The 18,528-nt window shown below is 57.5% G+C and carries 14 protein-coding genes; 7 read left to right on the forward strand and 7 right to left on the reverse strand.

The genetic code is table 11. From position 1 onward, the window contains the following. Positions 1 to 38: 38 nt before the first annotated feature. Positions 39 to 2,678, forward strand: coding sequence for a DNA topoisomerase (ATP-hydrolyzing) subunit A (gene gyrA / locus E7738_RS01890; protein WP_021509233.1), 2,640 nt, complete (start codon positions 39 to 41; stop codon positions 2,676 to 2,678). Positions 2,679 to 2,845: 167 nt separating this feature from the next. Beyond that, positions 2,846 to 5,698 carry a two-component system sensor histidine kinase RcsC gene (rcsC, locus tag E7738_RS01895; RefSeq protein WP_394516033.1) on the forward strand — a complete coding sequence of 951 codons (2,853 nt, stop codon included), beginning with the start codon at positions 2,846 to 2,848 and terminating at the stop codon, positions 5,696 to 5,698. A gap of 42 nt (positions 5,699 to 5,740) precedes the next feature. On the opposite strand, the gene rcsB is transcribed toward rcsC, so the two are convergent. From rcsB to E7738_RS01910, 3 genes are read right to left on the reverse strand one after another with little or no spacing between them, the layout of a single operon-like run. Continuing rightward, positions 5,741 to 6,391: a response regulator transcription factor RcsB gene (gene rcsB / locus E7738_RS01900; RefSeq protein ID WP_013509853.1), complete on the reverse strand. Its 651-nt coding sequence runs from the start codon at positions 6,389 to 6,391 to the stop codon at positions 5,741 to 5,743. Between the two features lies 1 nt (position 6,392). After that, the gene (gene rcsD / locus E7738_RS01905) at positions 6,393 to 9,050 is read right to left on the reverse strand and encodes a phosphotransferase RcsD (protein ID WP_394516324.1); all 2,658 of its coding nucleotides are present in this window, start codon (positions 9,048 to 9,050) and stop codon (positions 6,393 to 6,395) included. Positions 9,051 to 9,074: 24 nt separating this feature from the next. Then, a complete protein-coding gene (locus E7738_RS01910) occupies positions 9,075 to 10,229 on the reverse strand; it encodes an MFS transporter (RefSeq protein ID WP_394516034.1) in 1,155 nt (384 codons plus the stop codon). A gap of 892 nt (positions 10,230 to 11,121) precedes the next feature. On the opposite strand from E7738_RS01910, the gene ompC reads away from it, so the two are divergent. Next, the gene (gene ompC, locus E7738_RS01915) at positions 11,122 to 12,231 is read left to right on the forward strand and encodes a porin OmpC (protein WP_150361324.1); all 1,110 of its coding nucleotides are present in this window, start codon (positions 11,122 to 11,124) and stop codon (positions 12,229 to 12,231) included. 22 nt (positions 12,232 to 12,253) lie between these two features. On the opposite strand, the gene E7738_RS01920 is transcribed toward ompC, so the two are convergent. Beyond that, complete coding sequence (locus E7738_RS01920; protein WP_241798283.1) at positions 12,254 to 12,817, reverse strand: TetR/AcrR family transcriptional regulator; 564 nt, start codon at positions 12,815 to 12,817, stop codon at positions 12,254 to 12,256. Between the two features lie 97 nt (positions 12,818 to 12,914). Between E7738_RS01920 and E7738_RS01925 the strand changes: the two genes are divergently transcribed. Beyond that, the gene (locus tag E7738_RS01925) at positions 12,915 to 13,370 is read left to right on the forward strand and encodes a nuclear transport factor 2 family protein (RefSeq protein ID WP_058758444.1); all 456 of its coding nucleotides are present in this window, start codon (positions 12,915 to 12,917) and stop codon (positions 13,368 to 13,370) included. Position 13,371: 1 nt separating this feature from the next. Here the strand turns inward: E7738_RS01925 and E7738_RS01930 are convergent, their stop codons facing one another. Next, positions 13,372 to 13,527, reverse strand: coding sequence for a hypothetical protein (locus E7738_RS01930; protein ID WP_164861051.1), 156 nt, complete (start codon positions 13,525 to 13,527; stop codon positions 13,372 to 13,374). Positions 13,528 to 13,928: 401 nt separating this feature from the next. Here E7738_RS01930 and apbE point away from each other — a divergent pair, with 401 nt between their 5' ends. The 3 genes from apbE to E7738_RS01945 all read left to right on the forward strand — a co-directional run bounded on the left by apbE (position 13,929) and on the right by E7738_RS01945 (position 17,358). Beyond that, a complete protein-coding gene (gene apbE / locus E7738_RS01935) occupies positions 13,929 to 14,960 on the forward strand; it encodes an FAD:protein FMN transferase ApbE (RefSeq protein WP_394516035.1) in 1,032 nt (343 codons plus the stop codon). Positions 14,961 to 14,977: 17 nt separating this feature from the next. Beyond that, entirely contained in the window at positions 14,978 to 15,619 is a 642-nt protein-coding gene (gene alkB / locus E7738_RS01940) for a DNA oxidative demethylase AlkB (RefSeq protein WP_159378543.1), read from the forward strand. Between the two features lie 86 nt (positions 15,620 to 15,705). Further along, positions 15,706 to 17,358, forward strand: coding sequence for a multidrug ABC transporter permease/ATP-binding protein (locus E7738_RS01945; RefSeq protein WP_394516036.1), 1,653 nt, complete (start codon positions 15,706 to 15,708; stop codon positions 17,356 to 17,358). Positions 17,359 to 17,511: 153 nt separating this feature from the next. On the opposite strand, the gene E7738_RS01950 is transcribed toward E7738_RS01945, so the two are convergent. Then, positions 17,512 to 18,237, reverse strand: a complete 726-nt coding sequence (locus E7738_RS01950; protein WP_336698115.1) for a 4'-phosphopantetheinyl transferase family protein — start codon at positions 18,235 to 18,237, stop codon at positions 17,512 to 17,514. A gap of 76 nt (positions 18,238 to 18,313) precedes the next feature. After that, positions 18,314 to 18,517: a hypothetical protein gene (locus tag E7738_RS01955; protein ID WP_010618078.1), complete on the reverse strand. Its 204-nt coding sequence runs from the start codon at positions 18,515 to 18,517 to the stop codon at positions 18,314 to 18,316. Between the last annotated feature and the right edge of the window lie 11 nt (positions 18,518 to 18,528).

The following is an 18,528-nucleotide window of genomic DNA, read 5'->3' on the forward strand; positions in this document are numbered from 1 at the left end:
CTTTAAAATCCGGGATTATGTAGAGGGATAGCGGCTCCATGAGCGACCTTGCGAGAGAAATTACACCGGTCAATATCGAAGAAGAGTTGAAAAACTCCTACCTCGATTACGCCATGTCGGTCATCGTTGGCCGAGCCTTACCCGATGTACGTGATGGCCTGAAGCCGGTGCATCGCCGTGTGCTTTTTGCCATGAGCGAACTGGGTAACGACTGGAACAAACCCTATAAAAAATCTGCCCGTGTGGTCGGTGACGTTATCGGTAAATATCACCCACACGGTGACTCCGCTGTGTACGAAAGTATCGTGCGCATGGCCCAGCCGTTCTCCCTGCGCTACATGCTGGTCGACGGTCAGGGTAACTTCGGTTCGGTCGACGGCGACTCCGCCGCAGCGATGCGTTATACCGAAGTGCGCATGGCGAAGATCTCCTCTGAACTGCTGGCTGACCTGGAAAAAGAGACGGTCGACTTTGTGCCGAACTATGACGGCACCGAGCAGATCCCAGAAGTCCTGCCGACCAAAATTCCTAACCTGCTGATCAACGGCTCCTCCGGTATTGCCGTCGGCATGGCGACCAACATTCCGCCTCACAACCTGACGGAAGTGATCAACGGCTGCCTGGCGTTCATCGAAGATGAAAACATCAGCGTCGAAGGGCTGATGGAGCACATTACCGGGCCGGATTTCCCGACCGCCGCCTTTATCAACGGTCGTCGTGGCATTGAAGAAGCCTACCGCACCGGGCGTGGTAAAATTTACATCCGCGCGCGCGGCGAGATCGAAACCGACGCCAAAACCGGTCGTGAAACCATCATCGTCAATGAAATCCCGTATCAGGTGAACAAAGCGCGCCTGATCGAGAAAATTGCCGAGCTGGTGAAAGAGAAGCGCGTTGAGGGCATCAGCGGCCTGCGTGACGAATCTGACAAAGACGGCATGCGTATCGTCATTGAAGTGAAACGCGATGCGGTCGGCGAAGTGGTGCTCAACAACCTCTACTCTCTGACGCAGCTGCAGGTCTCTTTCGGCATCAACATGGTTGCCCTGCATCAGGGCCAGCCGAAGATCATGACGCTGAAGGAGATCATTGAAGCCTTCGTTCGCCACCGCCGTGAAGTGGTGACGCGTCGTACCATCTTCGAACTGCGTAAAGCGCGCGATCGTGCGCACATCCTTGAAGGTCTGGCGATTGCGCTGGCCAACATCGATCCGATTATCGAGCTGATTCGTCGGGCTCCGACGCCAGCCGAAGCGAAAAGCGGCCTGCTGGCGCAGTCGTGGGATCTCGGCAACGTCGCCGCCATGCTGGAACGTGCCGGTGACGACGCCGCGCGTCCGGAGTGGCTGGAAGCGGAGTTCGGTATTCGCGACGGTCGCTACTACCTGACCGAGCAGCAGGCACAGGCTATTCTTGATCTGCGTCTGCAGAAACTGACCGGCCTTGAGCATGAAAAACTGCTCGACGAGTACAAAGAGCTGCTGGACCAGATCGCCGAGCTGATTCACATCCTGCAGAGCGCTGAGCGCCTGATGGAAGTGATCCGTGAAGAGCTGGTGGCGATGCGCGATCAGTTTGGCGATGCACGCCGCACGGAAATCACCGCTAACAGCGCTGACATCAACATCGAAGACCTGATCAACCAGGAAGATGTGGTGGTCACCCTGTCGCATCAGGGCTACGTCAAATACCAGCCGCTGTCAGACTATGAAGCCCAGCGTCGCGGCGGTAAGGGCAAATCGGCGGCGCGCATTAAAGAAGAAGACTTTATTGATCGTCTGCTGGTGGCCAACACCCACGACACCATTCTGTGCTTCTCCAGCCGTGGCCGCCTCTACTGGATGAAGGTCTATCAGCTGCCGGAAGCCAGCCGTGGCGCGCGCGGTCGTCCAATCGTCAACCTGCTGCCGCTGGAAGCCAACGAGCGTATCACCGCGATTCTGCCAGTGCGTGAATACACCGAAGGCTTCAACATCTTCATGGCGACCGCAGACGGTACCGTGAAGAAAACGGCGCTGCAGGAGTTCAGCCGTCCGCGCAGTGCCGGCATCATTGCCATCAACCTGCGTGAAGACGATGAGCTGATTGGCGTGGCGCTGACCAACGGTAACGACGAAGCGATGCTGTTCTCTGCCGCCGGTAAAGTGGTGCGCTTTGCGGAGAGTGCGGTGCGCGCCATGGGCCGTTCAGCCTCAGGCGTACGCGGCATCAGGCTGGCCGAAGGCGACAAAGTGGTGTCGCTGATTGTGCCACGTGAAGAGGGCGCGATTCTCACCGTGACGCAGAACGGCTACGGCAAGCGTACTGCTAACAGCGAGTATCCGACCAAATCGCGCGCCACGCAGGGCGTGATCTCGATTAAAGTCACCGAGCGTAACGGGCCAGTGGTGGGCGCGGTACAGGTGGTGGACAGCGATCAGATCATGATGATCACCGATGCCGGTACGCTGGTGCGTACCCGCGTGTCGGAAGTCAGCGTGGTGGGCCGTAATACGCAGGGCGTGATCCTGATTCGTACCGCGGAAGATGAAAACGTGGTCGGCCTGCAGCGCGTCGCTGAACCGGTGGAAGAGGAAGAACTCGACGCCATCGACGGCAGCGTGGCAGAAGGCGAAGACGATATCGCGCCGGAAGTCGACAGCGACGACGACGCACCGGAAACAGACGACGAAGAGTAACCGTTCGTTGTCTGTCACAAGCGGCAGGTCAGGGCAACCGACCTGCCGTTTTTTTTGTCTGACTTTCACTCCCAAAGTCGCGTGCCAACTGGCTTTTTCGCCCTGATAAAGCTAGTGTATGAGAACTTTTCAACGTCCCGATAACCCTTGCCGCCAGTGAGTCTCTTTTGAAATATCTCGTCTCCTTTCGCACCACGCTTCGCATCTCGCGCTACCTGTTTCGTGCGCTGGCACTGCTGCTCTGGTCGCTGGGTGCGCTGTTGACCACTTTCTACATCATCAATGTGCTGCACGAGAAAGAGAACGCGGTGCGCCAGGAGTTTGCCACTAATTATGGTCAGGCCGAATGGTATGTGCGCCACTCCGCGGATGTGATGCGCGAGCTGAAATACATCACTGAGAATCGCCTGAGCAGCAGCGTCAACGGGCTGGATATGCTCAACGGCATGCCGGGCGGCAAAAGCACGCTGCCGCAGTTTACGCCGCTGTTTACCGACGGTGACTGCACGTCAATGAGCAACACCTGGCGTAACTCGCTCGATTCCCTTAGCTATTTCATTAACTACTGGAAAAGCAATTTTGCCTCAGCCTATGAACTCAATCGGGTGTTCTTTATCGGCGGCGAAAATCAGTGCCTGGCAGACTTCACCATCGGTAACAATAATCCGGTCGATCGCGAACGCAGCCTGAAGGCGCTGCGCGAAAACGTGCTGCACTACCGCAGCGGCAACGAGGAAGAGCGGCGTAATCCAATGTACTGGATTACCAACAGCAGCCAGCCAGGCATCGGCAACTTCTACATGGTGGTGCCGGTCTATGTCGCCAACAAACTGCAGGCGCTGCTCGGCGTGGAGCAGAACATTCGCCTGGATGAATTTATTCAGCCCGGCGGGCTGCCGCTGGTGGCCACCATCACCGACGAAAACTATCGCCCGCTGATCAGCTCACGACGCGGCGGACCCGGTTATTCGCTGGACGATCTGCCGGATAACAGCACCTGGTTTGGTTATCTTGACGGCTATCGTCAGCTGGTGCTGAAAAAGCCGCTGCCGCCGTCCAGCCTCAATGTGGTGTGGTCGCTGTCGACCGATGTGCTGATGGATCAGCTCAAGCTGATGCTGATTAACGCGCTGCTGCTCAATATCCTCAGCGCGCTGATTCTGTTTACCCTGGCATGGGTGTTCGAACGCCGCATGTTCCTGCCGGCGGAAGACAACGCCCACCGGCTGGAGGAGCACGAGCAGTTCAACCGCAAGATTGTCGCGTCAGCGCCGGTTGGCATCTGTATTTTGCGTACCAGCGATGGCACCAACATCCTCAGTAATGAACTGGCGCATAACTATCTGACGCTGCTGACGCAGGAAGATCGCCTGCGGCTGAATGAAATCATCGGCGGCCAGCAGGTTAATTTTGTCGATATGCTGACCGGCAGTAACACTAACCTGCAAATCAGCTTTGTGCATTCGCGCTACCGCAACGAGAACGTGGCGATTTGCGTGCTGGTCGACGTCTCGGCGCGCGTGCGCATGGAGCAGTCGCTGCAGGAGATGGCGCATGCCGCCGAGCAGGCCAGCCAGTCCAAGTCGATGTTCCTTGCTACCGTCAGTCACGAACTGCGTACGCCGCTGTACGGCATTATCGGTAACCTCGATCTGCTGCAGACCAAATCGCTGCCGAAGGGCGTGGATTCGCTGGTCACGGCGATGAACAACTCATCCAGCCTGTTGCTGAAAATCATCAGCGATATTCTCGACTTCTCGAAGATCGAGTCCGAGCAGCTGAAGATTGAGCCGCGTCCCTTCTCGCCGCGTGAGGTGGTCAACCATATAGCCAGCAACTATCTGTCGCTGGTGGTGCGCAAGCGCCTGACGCTGTATGTGTTCATCGAGAACGATGTGCCGCTGGCGCTGGATGGCGATCCGCTGCGCCTGCAGCAGGTGATCTCCAACCTGCTGAACAACGCCATCAAGTTCACCCACACCGGCTGCATTATCCTGCACGCCTATGTCAAAGAGGGATATCTGGCGTTTCGCGTGCGCGACACCGGCGTGGGAATCCCGGCAAAAGAGATCACGCGCCTGTTCGACCCGTTCTTCCAGGTCGGCTCCGGCGTGCAGCGTAATTTCCAGGGCACCGGGCTGGGACTGGCGATCTGTGAAAAGCTCATCAACATGATGGATGGCGACATCGAAGTCGACTCTGAACCGGGCATGGGCAGCCAGTTCGTGGTGCGTATTCCGATCTACGCCGGACAGCAACCCGCGCCGCCGCTGCTGGATGGTCTGCAGGAAAAAGCCATCTGGCTCGACCTGCGCAACGACTATCTGGCGGCCTTCCTGCTGCGTCTGCTCCAGCAGCAGGGCATCCAGGTTGCGCACTATCAGGGGCGGGCTGGGGCGGACGATGTGATGATCTGCGATCACCACGACGCGCCAGCGCAGACGGTACGCGCGCGCATCCGTATCTGCGGTGAACACATTGATATGCCGCAGGAAACGACGCCGGGACAGTGGGTGCACAGCAGCGCGACGCTGCACGATCTGCCGCTTCTGCTGGGCCGGATTTATCGCATTGCCATCGACAGCGAAACGGCGACCACGCTGGAACTGCCGGTGCCGCAGCAGGCCTCCAGCTATGAAGACATCATGGTGCTGATCGTTGATGACCATCCGATTAACCGCATGCTGCTGTCTGAACAGCTTGGCACGCTGGGCTATCAGACCAAAACGGCACAGGACGGCGTGGATGCGCTCAGCGTGCTCAGCCGTAACCATATCGATATCGTACTGAGCGATGTCAACATGCCAAACATGGACGGCTACCGGCTGACGCAGCGTCTGCGCCAGCTGGGGCATGCTTTCCCGGTGATTGGAGTGACCGCTAACGCACTGGCGGAAGAGAAACAGCGCTGTATGGATGCCGGCATGGATAACTGCCTGTCAAAACCGGTGACGCTGGATGTGCTGAAAACCACGCTGGCGCTGTATGCCGAACGTGTTCGCAAAAGCCGGGAAGGATAAGCAGGGCAGAGGAGAGGCGGTGCCGAAGCACCGCCGCAGGGATTACTCTTTGTCGACCTGAGTGGCGCTGACGGAAGAGAGGTAGTTCAGCAGCGCGATATCGTTATCCACGCCCAGCTTCATCATTGCTGATTTCTTCTGGCTACTGATGGTTTTGATACTGCGGTTCAGCTTCTTGGCGATCTCGGTGACGAGGAAGCCTTCGGCGAACAGGCGCAGCACTTCGCTCTCTTTCGGTGACAGACGTTTGTCGCCGTAGCCGCCGGCGCTGATTTTCTCCAGCAGTTTGGCCACGCTTTCCGGCGTGTACTTTTTGCCTTTCTGCAGGGCTGCCAGCGCTTTTGGCAGGTCAGTTGGTGCACCCTGCTTCAGCACGATGCCTTCGATATCCAGATCCAGTACCGCGCTCAGGATCGCCGGGTTATTGTTCATGGTCAAAACAATAATGGAGAGATCCGGGTAGTGACGCTTGATGTACTTGATCAGCGTGATGCCGTCGCCGTATTTTTCGCCCGGCATCGACAGATCGGTAATCAGGACATTGGCATCCAGTTTGGACAAGCTATTGATCAGTGCTGTTGAGTCTTCAAACTCACCTACCACATTCACCCATTCGATCTGTTCCAGAGATTTACGGATACCGAACAGAACGATTGGATGGTCATCGGCAATAATTACATTCAGGTTATTCATCTTATTGGTTACCTTGCTGCAGCAGTTGGTTGACGTACGCGTCAATTTCACTGGTGGTATTTTTAATGGTTAAATCGTCGCACAGTTTAATGTGCTGTTCTAACTCTTCACAAAGCTGTTTACCCGGCAGTAAATTGAGCATGGCAAACACGCCTTTCAGGCGATGCGCTGTCTGAGCAAGCGAGGGATAGTCCTTCTCCGCCGACTCAGTATACAGTCTCTTCACATCTGGCGGTACTGTCTCCGTAAACAGCTGGAAATAGCCGCCGCTCAGCAGCGGCGTGGCAGCCTCATCGTCGTCGCTCTCCTCTATCGAATCGTGAGCCAGTTGCTTCTCAATCAGGGCCAGCAGCGCATCAAGCAGCGCATTGCTGAGATTGAAATTGACCCGGAATTGCTGGTCGTTGAGGGCGTTATGCCCCATTTCGTCGCCCGCCAGCAACAGCGCCCAGCCGTGCAGGCGTGCCGGGTCGTCCGTCACCAGCACATCATGCTCCTGCCCGGACAAGCGTTCGTCCGAGGTCAGGCAATTTGCCCCCCAGTTCTCGAGGTGGCGGCAGACAATTTTGTGTACGTCCTCGACCGCGATATCCACCAGCGCCGTCACGCCTTCCAGCAGTTTCTCTTCCTGCTCGCTCTGCTGCTCCAGCGCCAGCGGCAGCTGAATGTTGTAGCGCGTGCCGATATCCGGTTTGGCGATAATCTCCAGCTGGCCGCCCATCTGTTTGCACAGCTGCTTACACAGGAAAAACGCCATGCCGGACGCCTGACCGTAACGGTCCTGCGTGGTTTCGCCGAGGTAAGGGAAATCGACGTTGGCCAGCTCGTCGCCGGTCAGGCCTGAACCGGTATCCACCAGCTGGAACAGCACGCTGTTGGCTTTGCTGTCGCTGGCTTTGATATCGAGGGAAATCTTGCCCCACTGCGTGGTGGTGAGCGCGTAGTGCATCAGCGTGGTCAGGACTTTACGCAGCGCGCGGCGATCGCCAAAGCGCATCTCGTCGTTGGCCAGCTGATTGTTGACCACCAGCGTCAGCCCTTTGCGGCGCAGCAGCGGCAGGCTCTCCAGCGCAATCTCATCCAGCAGGTCCTGCAGGTTAAACACGCCCGCATCCGGCGACCAGTCGTGGGCTTCCAGCCGGTTGAGCAGGACGATATCGTCCACCAGCCGCGCCAGACCCTGGCTCTCATCCAGCAGATCCAGCACGCTCTCGTCGTCATCGCGCTGGCTGAGTTGCACCAGCTGCGTCACCATGCTCTGCAGCGGACGATTAAGCGCATGGCCAAGATTCTGCATCAGCTGCTGGCGCATCTGATGGTTGCGATCCAGCACCTGCTGCGCTTTTTGCAACTTCTTATTCACCAGCAGCTCGCGATCCTGATCGCGCATCATAAACAGCTGGGTGTGCGGCGACAGCATGCTGCGCGCGTGGCGAATCTCATACACTTCGTTATTGATGGTAGCCTGCAGCACGCCCTGATGCTGATCGGACATATTGATGATCTTCTGCAGATTGAGATGCGGCAGCAGATGCTCAGCGATTTTGTTGCTCAGCAGGGTGCGATTGGTACCAAAGTCATACACCAGCAGCCCGACCGGCAGGCTGGCGACGATCTCCTCATTCAGCATACGCAGCGAATCAAGCTCAGCGCTCTGGTTCTCATTTGGTCGCAGCGACTGCTGGCGCAGCAGCGTAATGCCGGCAATAGACAGCAGGAACAGCAACAGGTTGATCAGCAGCGGCCACATCAGGTTGTGCAGGGTATCCATCGCCAGGCTGGCGAGCGGCACCCGGTACACCAGCTGGAGCGAGGTGCTGGGCAGCGTGGCGGCAATCTCCAGATTCGGGTTAACCAGCGTCACCGCGGTGCTTTCGCTGCTGGCGTCATCGCTGGTGGCGCTGCCGGGCTGGCTGGCATCCTGGCGCAGCTGGAAATTCTCCAGCGGCATACTGCGTGGAATCAAATCGTTAACCGGCAGATCGAACGCCACCACCGTGGCTAAATGACCTGGCTGGTTAAACGTGGTGCGCAGCGTGAAGTAGTGATCGTTCTGCCAGGCAAAGTGGCGCAGCGGCGAGAAGCTTTCGCGTTCGTCGAGCGCATTGGCCTGCTGCAGCATTTCGGCGCGGCGGCTGTCCACCAGCGTATTGATGGCGCTCTCTTTATAGCGCGTCGCCATATCCTTGAGCGGCAGGGTCGAGATCATGATCAGGCTGTTGTCCTGACCATTGAGGAAGTACATCGACCACGCCGGATTTTCAGCGCCCCACAGCGTATCGAGATAATTGGACATGCGCAGCGTCATATCCAGCGTGCTGCTGTCGTGCGAGCCAAAAATCAGCGCTTCGGTCTTGCGGCGGGTTTTCTCCAGATAGTAAACATCCGGGCGCAGGCGCGTCTCCTGCAGGCTACTGCTCGGCGTCGAGCCCGCGGCGCTGGTGGCGAGATTTTCATAGATTTGCCAGGTGGCAAAGCGGTAAGCATCAATGCGTTTTTGCATCGCGCGCGCCAGGTCGGTCATGGCGTAGCGCTTTTCCATGATCCACGCATTCACACTGTTATGCACCATGGCACCGAGCGCGAGAAACAGCACCAGGTTAAACACCACGAAAAAGCGCGTTACGTTGCCGGAGGTCAGCGGAAATTTATAAGGCAGCATAGGTGTCTCAGGATCCTGCAATTAACGCGCGACCAGCCGGGCGCTGGCGGCAACCGCCAGCAGCAGCAGGGCGATAAGTAAAAACGCGCCGCTCAGGCTGAGCCACTGGGAAATAAAGCCGATTAAAGCCGGGCCTGAAAGAATACCCGCATAGCCGAGCGTTGTCATGGCGGAAATCGCCAGATTGGCCGGCATATCCTGTTGATTACCGGCGGCATTAAACAGCATCGGCACGGTATTGGCCAGGCCAAAGCCCACCAGCAAAAAGGCCAGCAGCGCCGCCTGCGGCCATGGCAGCAGCACCGCCAGCGTCATGCCGGCTGCCGCCGCCAGCGCACCGGTCAGCATCACCGGATAGCGGCCAAAGCGCTGAATCACTTTATCGCCCGTCAGACGACCTATGGTCATGGCGATGGAGAAGATGGCGTACCCCAGACCGGCGTGCGCCACGCTCATGACCGGGCTCTGCAGCAGCAGCAGGGCGCTCCAGTCGAGTACCGCGCCTTCCGCAAGGAACAGAATAAAGCACAGGCAACCGAGGAAGGCGACCCAGCCGCGCGGGATCACCAGCCAGGGTTGATCGGGCTGATGCAGGCGCTCTGTCATCAGCGTCGGCAGGCTGCACAGCAACAGCAGCACCATCAGCAGCATGATAACGCCGACTGCCTGCAGCGGTGTCAGACCCGCGCCAAGTAACAGGCTGACCGCGCCGGCGCCGAGAATACCGCCAAGGCTGAAGAAACCGTGGAAACCGGACATCATCGGCTTCGCCGCCGCTTTCTCAACCTCAACCGCCTGCACATTCATGGCCACATCCAGCATGCCGAGCCCGGCACCGAACACCATCAGCGTAGCGGCCATCAGCCACATCACATCCAGCGTCGCCAGCAGCGGCAGTACTGCCAGCACCACCAGCGTGGAGCACAGCATAACGCGGCGGCAGCCAAAGCGTGCCACCAGCGCACCGGTCACCGGCATTGCCGCCAGTGAACCAATGCCGAGACACAGCAGCAGGCCGCCCAGCGACGCGCCCGTCAGCTGGAGACGCTGGCTGGCAAACGGCACCAGCGGTGCCCACGCAGACATGCTTAAACCGGCGATGAGAAAAACGAGGCGTGTTCCCAGATTGACACGCTGATGCAATTTGTTGGGCTGTGCGGCGTCCAGTGCTGTCATAAAGGTGTCGTTGTCATAAGTCGTTCGAGCGACGAAGTTTAGCATTAAAGCTGGCGCGGCACCGCTCAATGAAGGCGAAGAGCAGGGCAAAAATGGTCGCCAGAAACGAGCATATTACCTATCTTTTGCCAGGCGCTGCGCTTTTCCAGACATTTCCTGGACTTCATAAGCTCTCTGGCTCTTAGTAAACCGATAGATTCAGTGAAAATTTGGCTTAAGTTGGGGTGAAAATCGATTACTGCGGCAACGCTAACTGACTGAATAGTGGTAAAGAATATTCCGCAAACGGTTGGGGAAACGCATCGGCTATATTCCTGTTCAACTTTATTACGCCCGGAAATTAACATTGTGCAATCATGGCTAAGTAATGAACAAAAAGTGCGAAAACGAACAAATAATGGCGTCCTGAGTGGCGGTTAATTTAACCTCAGTAAACAGGTTTACATAAAATTACACAGCGGAAGAAAAATGGCAGGCAAAAAAATGCCGGACAATCATGTCCGGCGGGAATTAGGGTAAATCTCTCATTCGGGGTGAATGAAGGTAATAATGAAATAAATGATGATAGCGGGAGTAATTGTATGCGCTGAGTGGCGTTAAGTTTTATCATTCAGTGCGGCAGCTTATCTCATCTTATCTCTATGTATTTAAATGAATAAAATTCGGTTTATCAATTAGTGCGATATTTTTTGCCGATGTGTGCTGATTATTAGTTCCGCGAAATTTACATTTAGAAATAACTATTTAATACAATGAAACACTTTCGGAAATTTAGTATCATTTTCGTGATAGATTATTGCTCTCCATAAAATAACAATGGCTTGCCGGCTGATTTTTTAAGCATTCAGTTAGCAGTGGCACATATAAAAGGCACATTACAGAGGGTAATAAAATGAAACGTCGCGTTCTCTCCCTGATGATTCCTGCATTGCTGGTGGCAGGCTCAGCAAGCGCAGCTGAAATTTATAACAAAGATGGCAATAAATTAGACCTCTACGGCAAAGTAGACGGCCTGCACTATTTCTCGGACAACGATGGCCAGGACGGTGACCAGTCTTACCTGCGTTTTGGTTTTAAAGGTGAAACTCAGGTGACCGACCAGCTGACCGGCTACGGTCAGTGGGAGTACCAGGCTGCGCTGAACACCGCAGAATCGCAGGGCACCGCCAACAGCTACACCCGTGTCGGCTTCGCCGGTCTGAAATTCGGTGATGCGGGATCGTTCGACTACGGCCGTAACTACGGCGTACTGTATGACATCGGCGCCTGGACTGACGTGCTGCCGGAGTTTGGTGGTGACACCTACGGCGCGGACAACTTCATGTTCCAGCGCAGCAACGGCCTGGCGACTTACCGCAACAGCAACTTCTTCGGCCTGGTGGATGGCTGGAACTTTGCCGTGCAGTATCAGGGCAAAAACGACAACCCAACCGAATCCTCTTCCGGTCGTGATGTCCTGGGTGAGAATGGCGATGGCTGGGGCCTGAGCACCACCTACGATCTGGGCTCCGGCTTCGGTCTGGGTGCGGCGATGTTCCAGTCTGACCGTACCAACAATCAGAACGGCAACGCGCCAGGCATTCTCGGTCGCGGTGATAAAGCCGAAGCCTACACCGGCGGTCTGAAATATGACGCTAACAACGTGTATCTTGCGGCGATGTACACCCGTTCTTACAACGCAACCCGCTTCGGCGCGGTGGATTCCGCTGCGTACGGCTATGCCAACAAAGCCGACAACTGGGAACTGGTGGCACAGTATCAGTTTGACTTCGGTCTGCGTCCATCTCTGGCCTTCGTCTCTTCACGCGGCAGCGATATCGAAGGTTACGGCAGCCAGAACCTGAAAAAATATGTCGACGTGGGTGCGACCTATTACTTCAACAAAAACATGTCGACCTATGTTGATTACCAGATCAACCTGCTGGACGACAACAACTTCACCGATGCGACCGGTATCAACACCGACGACATCGTTGCGCTGGGCCTGGTTTACCAGTTCTAAGCCGGAGAGCGTGGCCTGCGGGTCACGCTCTGCTCTCTAGCAGCGCGTTCAGCGCCGCCTGTAGCGTTGCCGTCACCTGCTGCGCCGCTTCCCCCATCTGAACCTGTACGATTGCACCATCCACCAGCAACACGATCTGCCCGGTTTTATCCTGCTGCGCTGTGCTGAGTTTTTCGGCAATGGCGGCCGCCATCTCACGCTTGTGCTGGCGAATCAGTGTGCTCGCTTCCGGCAGGGTATCAGCCAGTTCTGCCGCGCTATTAATAAACGCACAGCCGCGAAAATCCTCCTCCTGAAACCAGCTCAGTAACGCCGCCGGCAGCGCCACGTTGATGGCAGGCTGCTGCGCCAGCGCGCTGCGAAAGCCGCTCATCCAGCGCTGATGACGCTGCTGCAGAAACGCCAGAATTAAGTCATTTTTAGCCGGGAAGTGGCGGTAGAAGGTCACTTTGGTCACGCCAGCGGCGGCAATCACTTTATCGATGCCGGTAGCACGGATGCCTTGCGTATAAAACAGCTGTTGCGCGCTGAGCAGGATGCGGTCACGCGCGCTGGCGCTGGCATCAAACAGCAGGGGTGCGAGCATAAGAAAAAATTCCTGTTTTCGGGGGTAGACAGAATTGTCTACATACGGCAGGATGAATCAAGTAGACAGACCTGTCTACATCATCAGGAGATAAAAAATGCTCATCCCCCCGTTCGATCATCAAAGTGCCTTAGAAAAAGTGCGTATGGCGGAAGATGCCTGGAACAGCTGCGATCCGCAGCGCGTGTCGCAGGTTTACAGTGAAGATACCCGCTGGCGCAATCGCAGCGAATTCGTTAACGGTCGCGCGGACGTCGTGACCTTTCTGCAGCGCAAATGGGCCCGCGAGCTGGATTATCGGTTGATTAAGGAGTTGTGGGCGTGGCACCACGACAAGCTGGCGGTGCGTTTTGCCTATGAGTGGCGCGATGACAGCGGCAACTGGTTCCGCAGCTACGGCAATGAAAACTGGCACTTTGGTGCCGATGGTCTGATGATTCAGCGCTTCGCCTGCATCAACGATTTGCCGATTAGCGCTGAAGCGCGGCTGTTTCACTGGCCGGCTGGCAGACGCCCGGACGATCATCCGGGCCTGAGCGAGCTGGGTCTGTAATTTACGGCGCGTTGCGCCAGCGTCTGGCCTTTGCCGCCTGCTGCGGGGATGTGGTGGCAGGCGGCAGGCTGCCTTCCAGCGCCACGCCCGCCAGCGTAAAGGCGGAAAAGCTCAGCCAGCGCTGCCATTTATCCTGTTGTTCTGTTGCCTTACTCATATTGCACCTCGCTGATGTTCAACCCAGCATCAACGCTGCACAATTCATGCCATGCCACCGCTCTCAGCGCCACGTGCCCCGTGGCCGCTTTGTTACACTGCGCCAGCTCTGATGCGGTGCAGGATGCACGACGCTGGTGCAATGCCTTAACGTCGGCGCGACGGATAGTGCTGAATCAGGCGGTGGCGATAGTGCTGCCAGCAGCGGAAGCTTCCGTAAGCAAATAACCCGGCGGTAATAGCAAGAATCATATAAATCATCTGTCGCTCCTGTAAGGATTCTCGTGCAGGAACGCAGTATGCTGTGCCAGCCAGCGATCAACTTCAAGCAGCTTTAGACGGTTTTACAAGCGAGTTATGCTTTGTAATAGGCTGTAGTAATGAGTTACAGACGAGGAATTGATGAATTTTCAGAACATTCTGCTGACAGGCATGGTAGCACTGCTGCTGAGCGGGTGCGAGCAAAAACCGGCGCAGCAGGCGCTGGTGCTGGAAGGCAAAACCATGGGAACGGTGTGGCGCGTGAGTCTGGCGGGCGTAGATACTCAGCGTAAGGCCGCGCTGCAGCAGGCGATTCAGCAGCAGCTCGATCGCGACGATGGCGAACTCTCCACCTGGAAAAAGGACTCAGTGCTGTCGCGCTTCAACCAGTATCAGGGACAGGATCCCCAGCCGGTCAGTGCTGATATGGCCGATATCGTCACCCGCGCGCTGCGCATCGGCCAGCTGACCGGCGGCGCGATGGACATTACCGTCGGACCGCTGGTGAATCTGTGGGGCTTTGGCCCGGCGCAGCAGCCGGCGCATACGCCATCGGATGCCGCCATCGCCGCCGCCAAAGCGCAGACCGGCCTGCAGCACCTGCGCGTGATTGAAACGGTGAACGGCCAGTGGCTGCAGAAAGATCTGCCTGGCCTGTATGTTGATCTCTCCACCATGGGCGAAGGCTACGCCACCGATCACCTGGCGCGGCTGATGGAGCAGCAGGGCATCACTAATTATCTGGTGTCGGTGGGCGGGGCGGTGCTGAGTCGCGGCCTGAATGCCAGCCAGCAGCCGTGGCGGGTCGCCATCCAGAAACCGACCGATCGCGAGAACGCGGTGGAGGCACGCGTCGATCTGCAGGGGCACGGAATCAGCACCTCCGGCAGCTATCGCAACTATTATGAACTGGATGGCAAACGCATCTCGCACGTGATCGACCCGGCCAGCGGCCGGCCCATCGATCACCGGCTGGTCTCAGCCACGGTGATTGCCACCACTGCGCTGGAAGCCGACGGCTGGGACACCGGGCTGATGGTGCTCGGCACCGAGCGTGCCAAAGCGCTGGCGCTGAAACAGCATCTGGCGGTGTATCTGATTACGAAGCAGGGCGACGGCTTCAGTCACTGGATGTCGCCACAGTTCAAATCGTTTCTTATCGATCAGCCCTGACCTGACAGGAGGTAACTGTGCTGGATCTATTTAGTGAAGACGCGCCATGGCAGGAGCCGCTGGCCGAGGGCGCGGTGATTCTGCGTCGCCGGGCGCGCGAGCAGGCCGATGCGCTGCTGGCGGCGATTCATGACGTCGCGGCCCTTAACCCGTTTGCCCATCGCATCACGCCGGGTGGACATCGCATGTCGGTCGCCATGACCAACTGCGGCGATTACGGCTGGTCGACCGATTCGCGCGGTTACCAGTACACCGAACAGGATGTCAGCAGCGGTCGTAAATGGCCGCCGATGCCCGCGCTGTTCCGCACACTGGCGCAGCAGACCGCGCAGGAGGCCGGCTTTGTCGGTTTCAATCCGGATGCCTGCCTGATTAACCGCTATGAGCCCGGTGCCAAACTGACGCTGCATCAGGATAAGGATGAGAAAGACTTACGCCAGCCGATTGTCTCGGTATCGCTTGGCCTGCCGGCCGTTTTTCAGTTTGGCGGTTTCGAGCGCGGCGATGCGACGCAGCGCGTGCTGCTGGAGCACGGCGATATCGTGGTGTGGGGCGGTCCGTCGCGCCTGCGCTATCACGGCATTTTGCCGCTAAAAGCGGGCATCCATCCGCAGGCTGGCGCGTTCCGTTACAACCTGACATTCCGCCGCGCCCAGTAACCGTAAAACGGATGAGAATTATTCTTGCCTTCACCCGAGGCGCCATTAAACTGCAGGCTGCCTGGTTGACCTCTGGATAATTTTTAATGGCATTGCTACAGGTTGTTTTTCGCCAGTACCGCTGGCCGTTTATTGGCGTGATTGTGCTGACGCTGCTCAGCGCCGCGCTGGGTATCGGGCTGATCGCCTACATCAATAATGAACTGATCGTGGCAGTTAATACCTCGCTCACCGTGCTGCCGGGCTTTCTCGCCCAGCTGTTTCTGCTGATGGCGGTGACGCTGGCATCGCAGCTGGCGCTGACTCAGCTCGGCCACCATTTTGTCTGGCGGCTGCGCGGTGAGTTTATCAAGCGTATTCTGGATACCCGGGTTGAACGCATTGAGCAGATTGGTAACGCTCAGCTGCTGGCCGGCCTGACCAGCGACGTGCGTGCCATCACTATCGCGTTTGTGCGCCTGCCGGAGCTGATTCAGGGCATCATTATTACGCTGGGTTCCGCGATCTATCTGGCATGGCTGTCACCGCAAATGCTGTTGATCACCACGCTATGGCTGGTGGTGACGCTGATCGGCGGCTGGCTGCTGGTGTCGCGCGTCTATCAGCACATGGCGAAGCTGCGCGACATCGAGGACGAGCTGTACCGCGATTTTCAGACCATCATTGAAGGGCGCAAAGAGCTGCAGCTTAACCGCGAGCGCGCCCGGCTGATTTACGACACCGTGTATCAGGAAAATGCCACGGATTATCGTCGTCACATTGTGCGCGCCGATACCTTCCATCTCAGCGCGGTGAACTGGTCGAACATTATGATGCTCGGCGCGATTGGTATTGTGTTCTTCATGGCCAACGGTCTGGGCTGGGCCAATACCGCTGTCGCCGCGACCTATTCGCTGACGCTGCTGTTCCTGCGCACGCCGCTGCTGGCGGCAGTAGGCGCGCTGCCGACGCTGCTCAGCGCACAGGTGGCGTTGCGGAAAATTAATACCTTCGATCTGGCTCCCTACAGCGCCGGTTTCAACGCGCTGCCGACGGTGAACGACTGGCAGACGCTGGAGCTGCGCGACGTCTGTTTCCATTATGGCGAGCACGGTTTTGCCGTCGGGCCGATCAACCTGACGCTGCGCCGCGGTGAACTGGTGTTTCTGATTGGCGGTAACGGCAGCGGTAAATCCACGCTGGCGATGCTGCTGACCGGCCTGTATCAGCCGCATTCGGGCCGCCTGCTGCTGGACGGTAACGAGGTGGACTGGCATAACCTTGATGCTTATCGCCAGCACTTCTCGGCGGTGTTCACTGACGTGCATCTGTTTGACCGCCTGATTCGTCGCGGTGGTGAGCCGGCTAATCCGGCGCTGGTGCAGCAGTGGCTGGAACGGCTGAAAATGCAGGACAAGCTGAAGCTGGAAGGCAACCGGGTACTCAACCTGCAGCTGTCGAAAGGGCAGAGCAAGCGGCTTGCTCTGCTGCTGGCGGCGGCAGAGGAGCGCGATATCCTGCTGCTCGATGAGTGGGCGGCCGATCAGGACCCGCACTTTCGCCGCATCTTCTACCGCGAGCTGCTGCCGTGGCTCCAGGCATCCGGCAAAACCGTGTTCGCCATCAGCCATGACGATCACTACTTTATTCATGCCGATCGGCTGCTGGAAATGCGCGATGGGCAGTTAAGCGAGCTGACCGGCCGCGAGCGCGAAATGGCCACGCTGGACGCCGTCAAACGCACCGATACCGGCCATTGACGGCTGGCGGCAAAGCTTAGCAAAAACCCTTATTGGGCAAGACGTTGTCAGCGGGATACAGTGAATGGCAGCAGAGATCCTCGTCTCTGCCTCCCTGGAACACTTCTGTCGTCTTGTGTTGTCACCGGCCCGGGCTCATTCCGCGCCGGTTTTTTATTGCGTGCAGGCCGGGTGAGTGAGCAGTGTGACCACGCGCGCCGGTTGCAGCCAGAAGCGTGCGTCCAGCACGGTGCTGCGGGTAAATTCCGCGCTGAAATCCTGACACAGCTGCAGCCTGGCGCGCTGCTGCGGCAGGTCGAGCTCGATCAGCTCAGCCTGATGAAACGCCATGGGCTGATGCAGCCGCGGCCATAACGCCTTATAAAGACTCTCTTTCAGCGAAAACAGCAGCGTTGCCGTCTGCGCAAAGGGCAGCGGCTGGCTCTCAAGCAGCGCGCGCTCCTGCGCGTTCATCAGCAGTTCCGCCGTGTCCTGCGCGGTTTCCTCTGCCATCACCTGCTCAACATCAATGCCCACATACAATGCCTCACGCGTCGCGGCCAGCACCACGCAGTCATGGCTGTGCGACAGTGAAGCACGGATGCCTGCCGGCCAGCACGGTGAGCGATCCGGCGCGTTGTGCAGCACAAAATCAGTGATTCCCAGCTGCGCCAGCTGTTGCCGCACCAGCCAGCGGCTGGCGAGATATTCAATTTTGCGTTTGCTGGCTGCCTGCTGTAGCGCGGACGGCAGCGGCAGTTGCCACTGCGCAGGTAAAGCGGCGTGCCACTGTTGCCGATCAAAGCGGCACCACGCCAGCGATAGCGATTCAGCGGTGTGGCCAGCGGCGGTGATAAAACCACAAGCGGGCAGCGGCAGGGGCGTTTCGGCTGAGAACATAACGAGTAACGGCTGATGGAAAAGCGTGTTTTACCAGTCAGCCGCGGGCAGAGCAAGCCGAAAAGGCTGCTGCGGGTTAGCGATTTGGCGGGATAGCGAAGCTCTTCATCTGCACCACAAAATGGTGGTGGCCTTTGGTTATGCGTGCACCACGGTCACACCAGTGGCTCGCCAGGCGGAAGAAATCATCGCTGCCAATATCATACGCCAGCTCCACTTTGCTGATGCCTGAGTGCAGGAGTTCTTCCGCATCCTGCAGGTTTTTTGCTTTGATGACCATAACGAGATTCC

The sequence above is a fragment of the Pantoea sp. SGAir0430 genome (assembly GCF_043549295.1).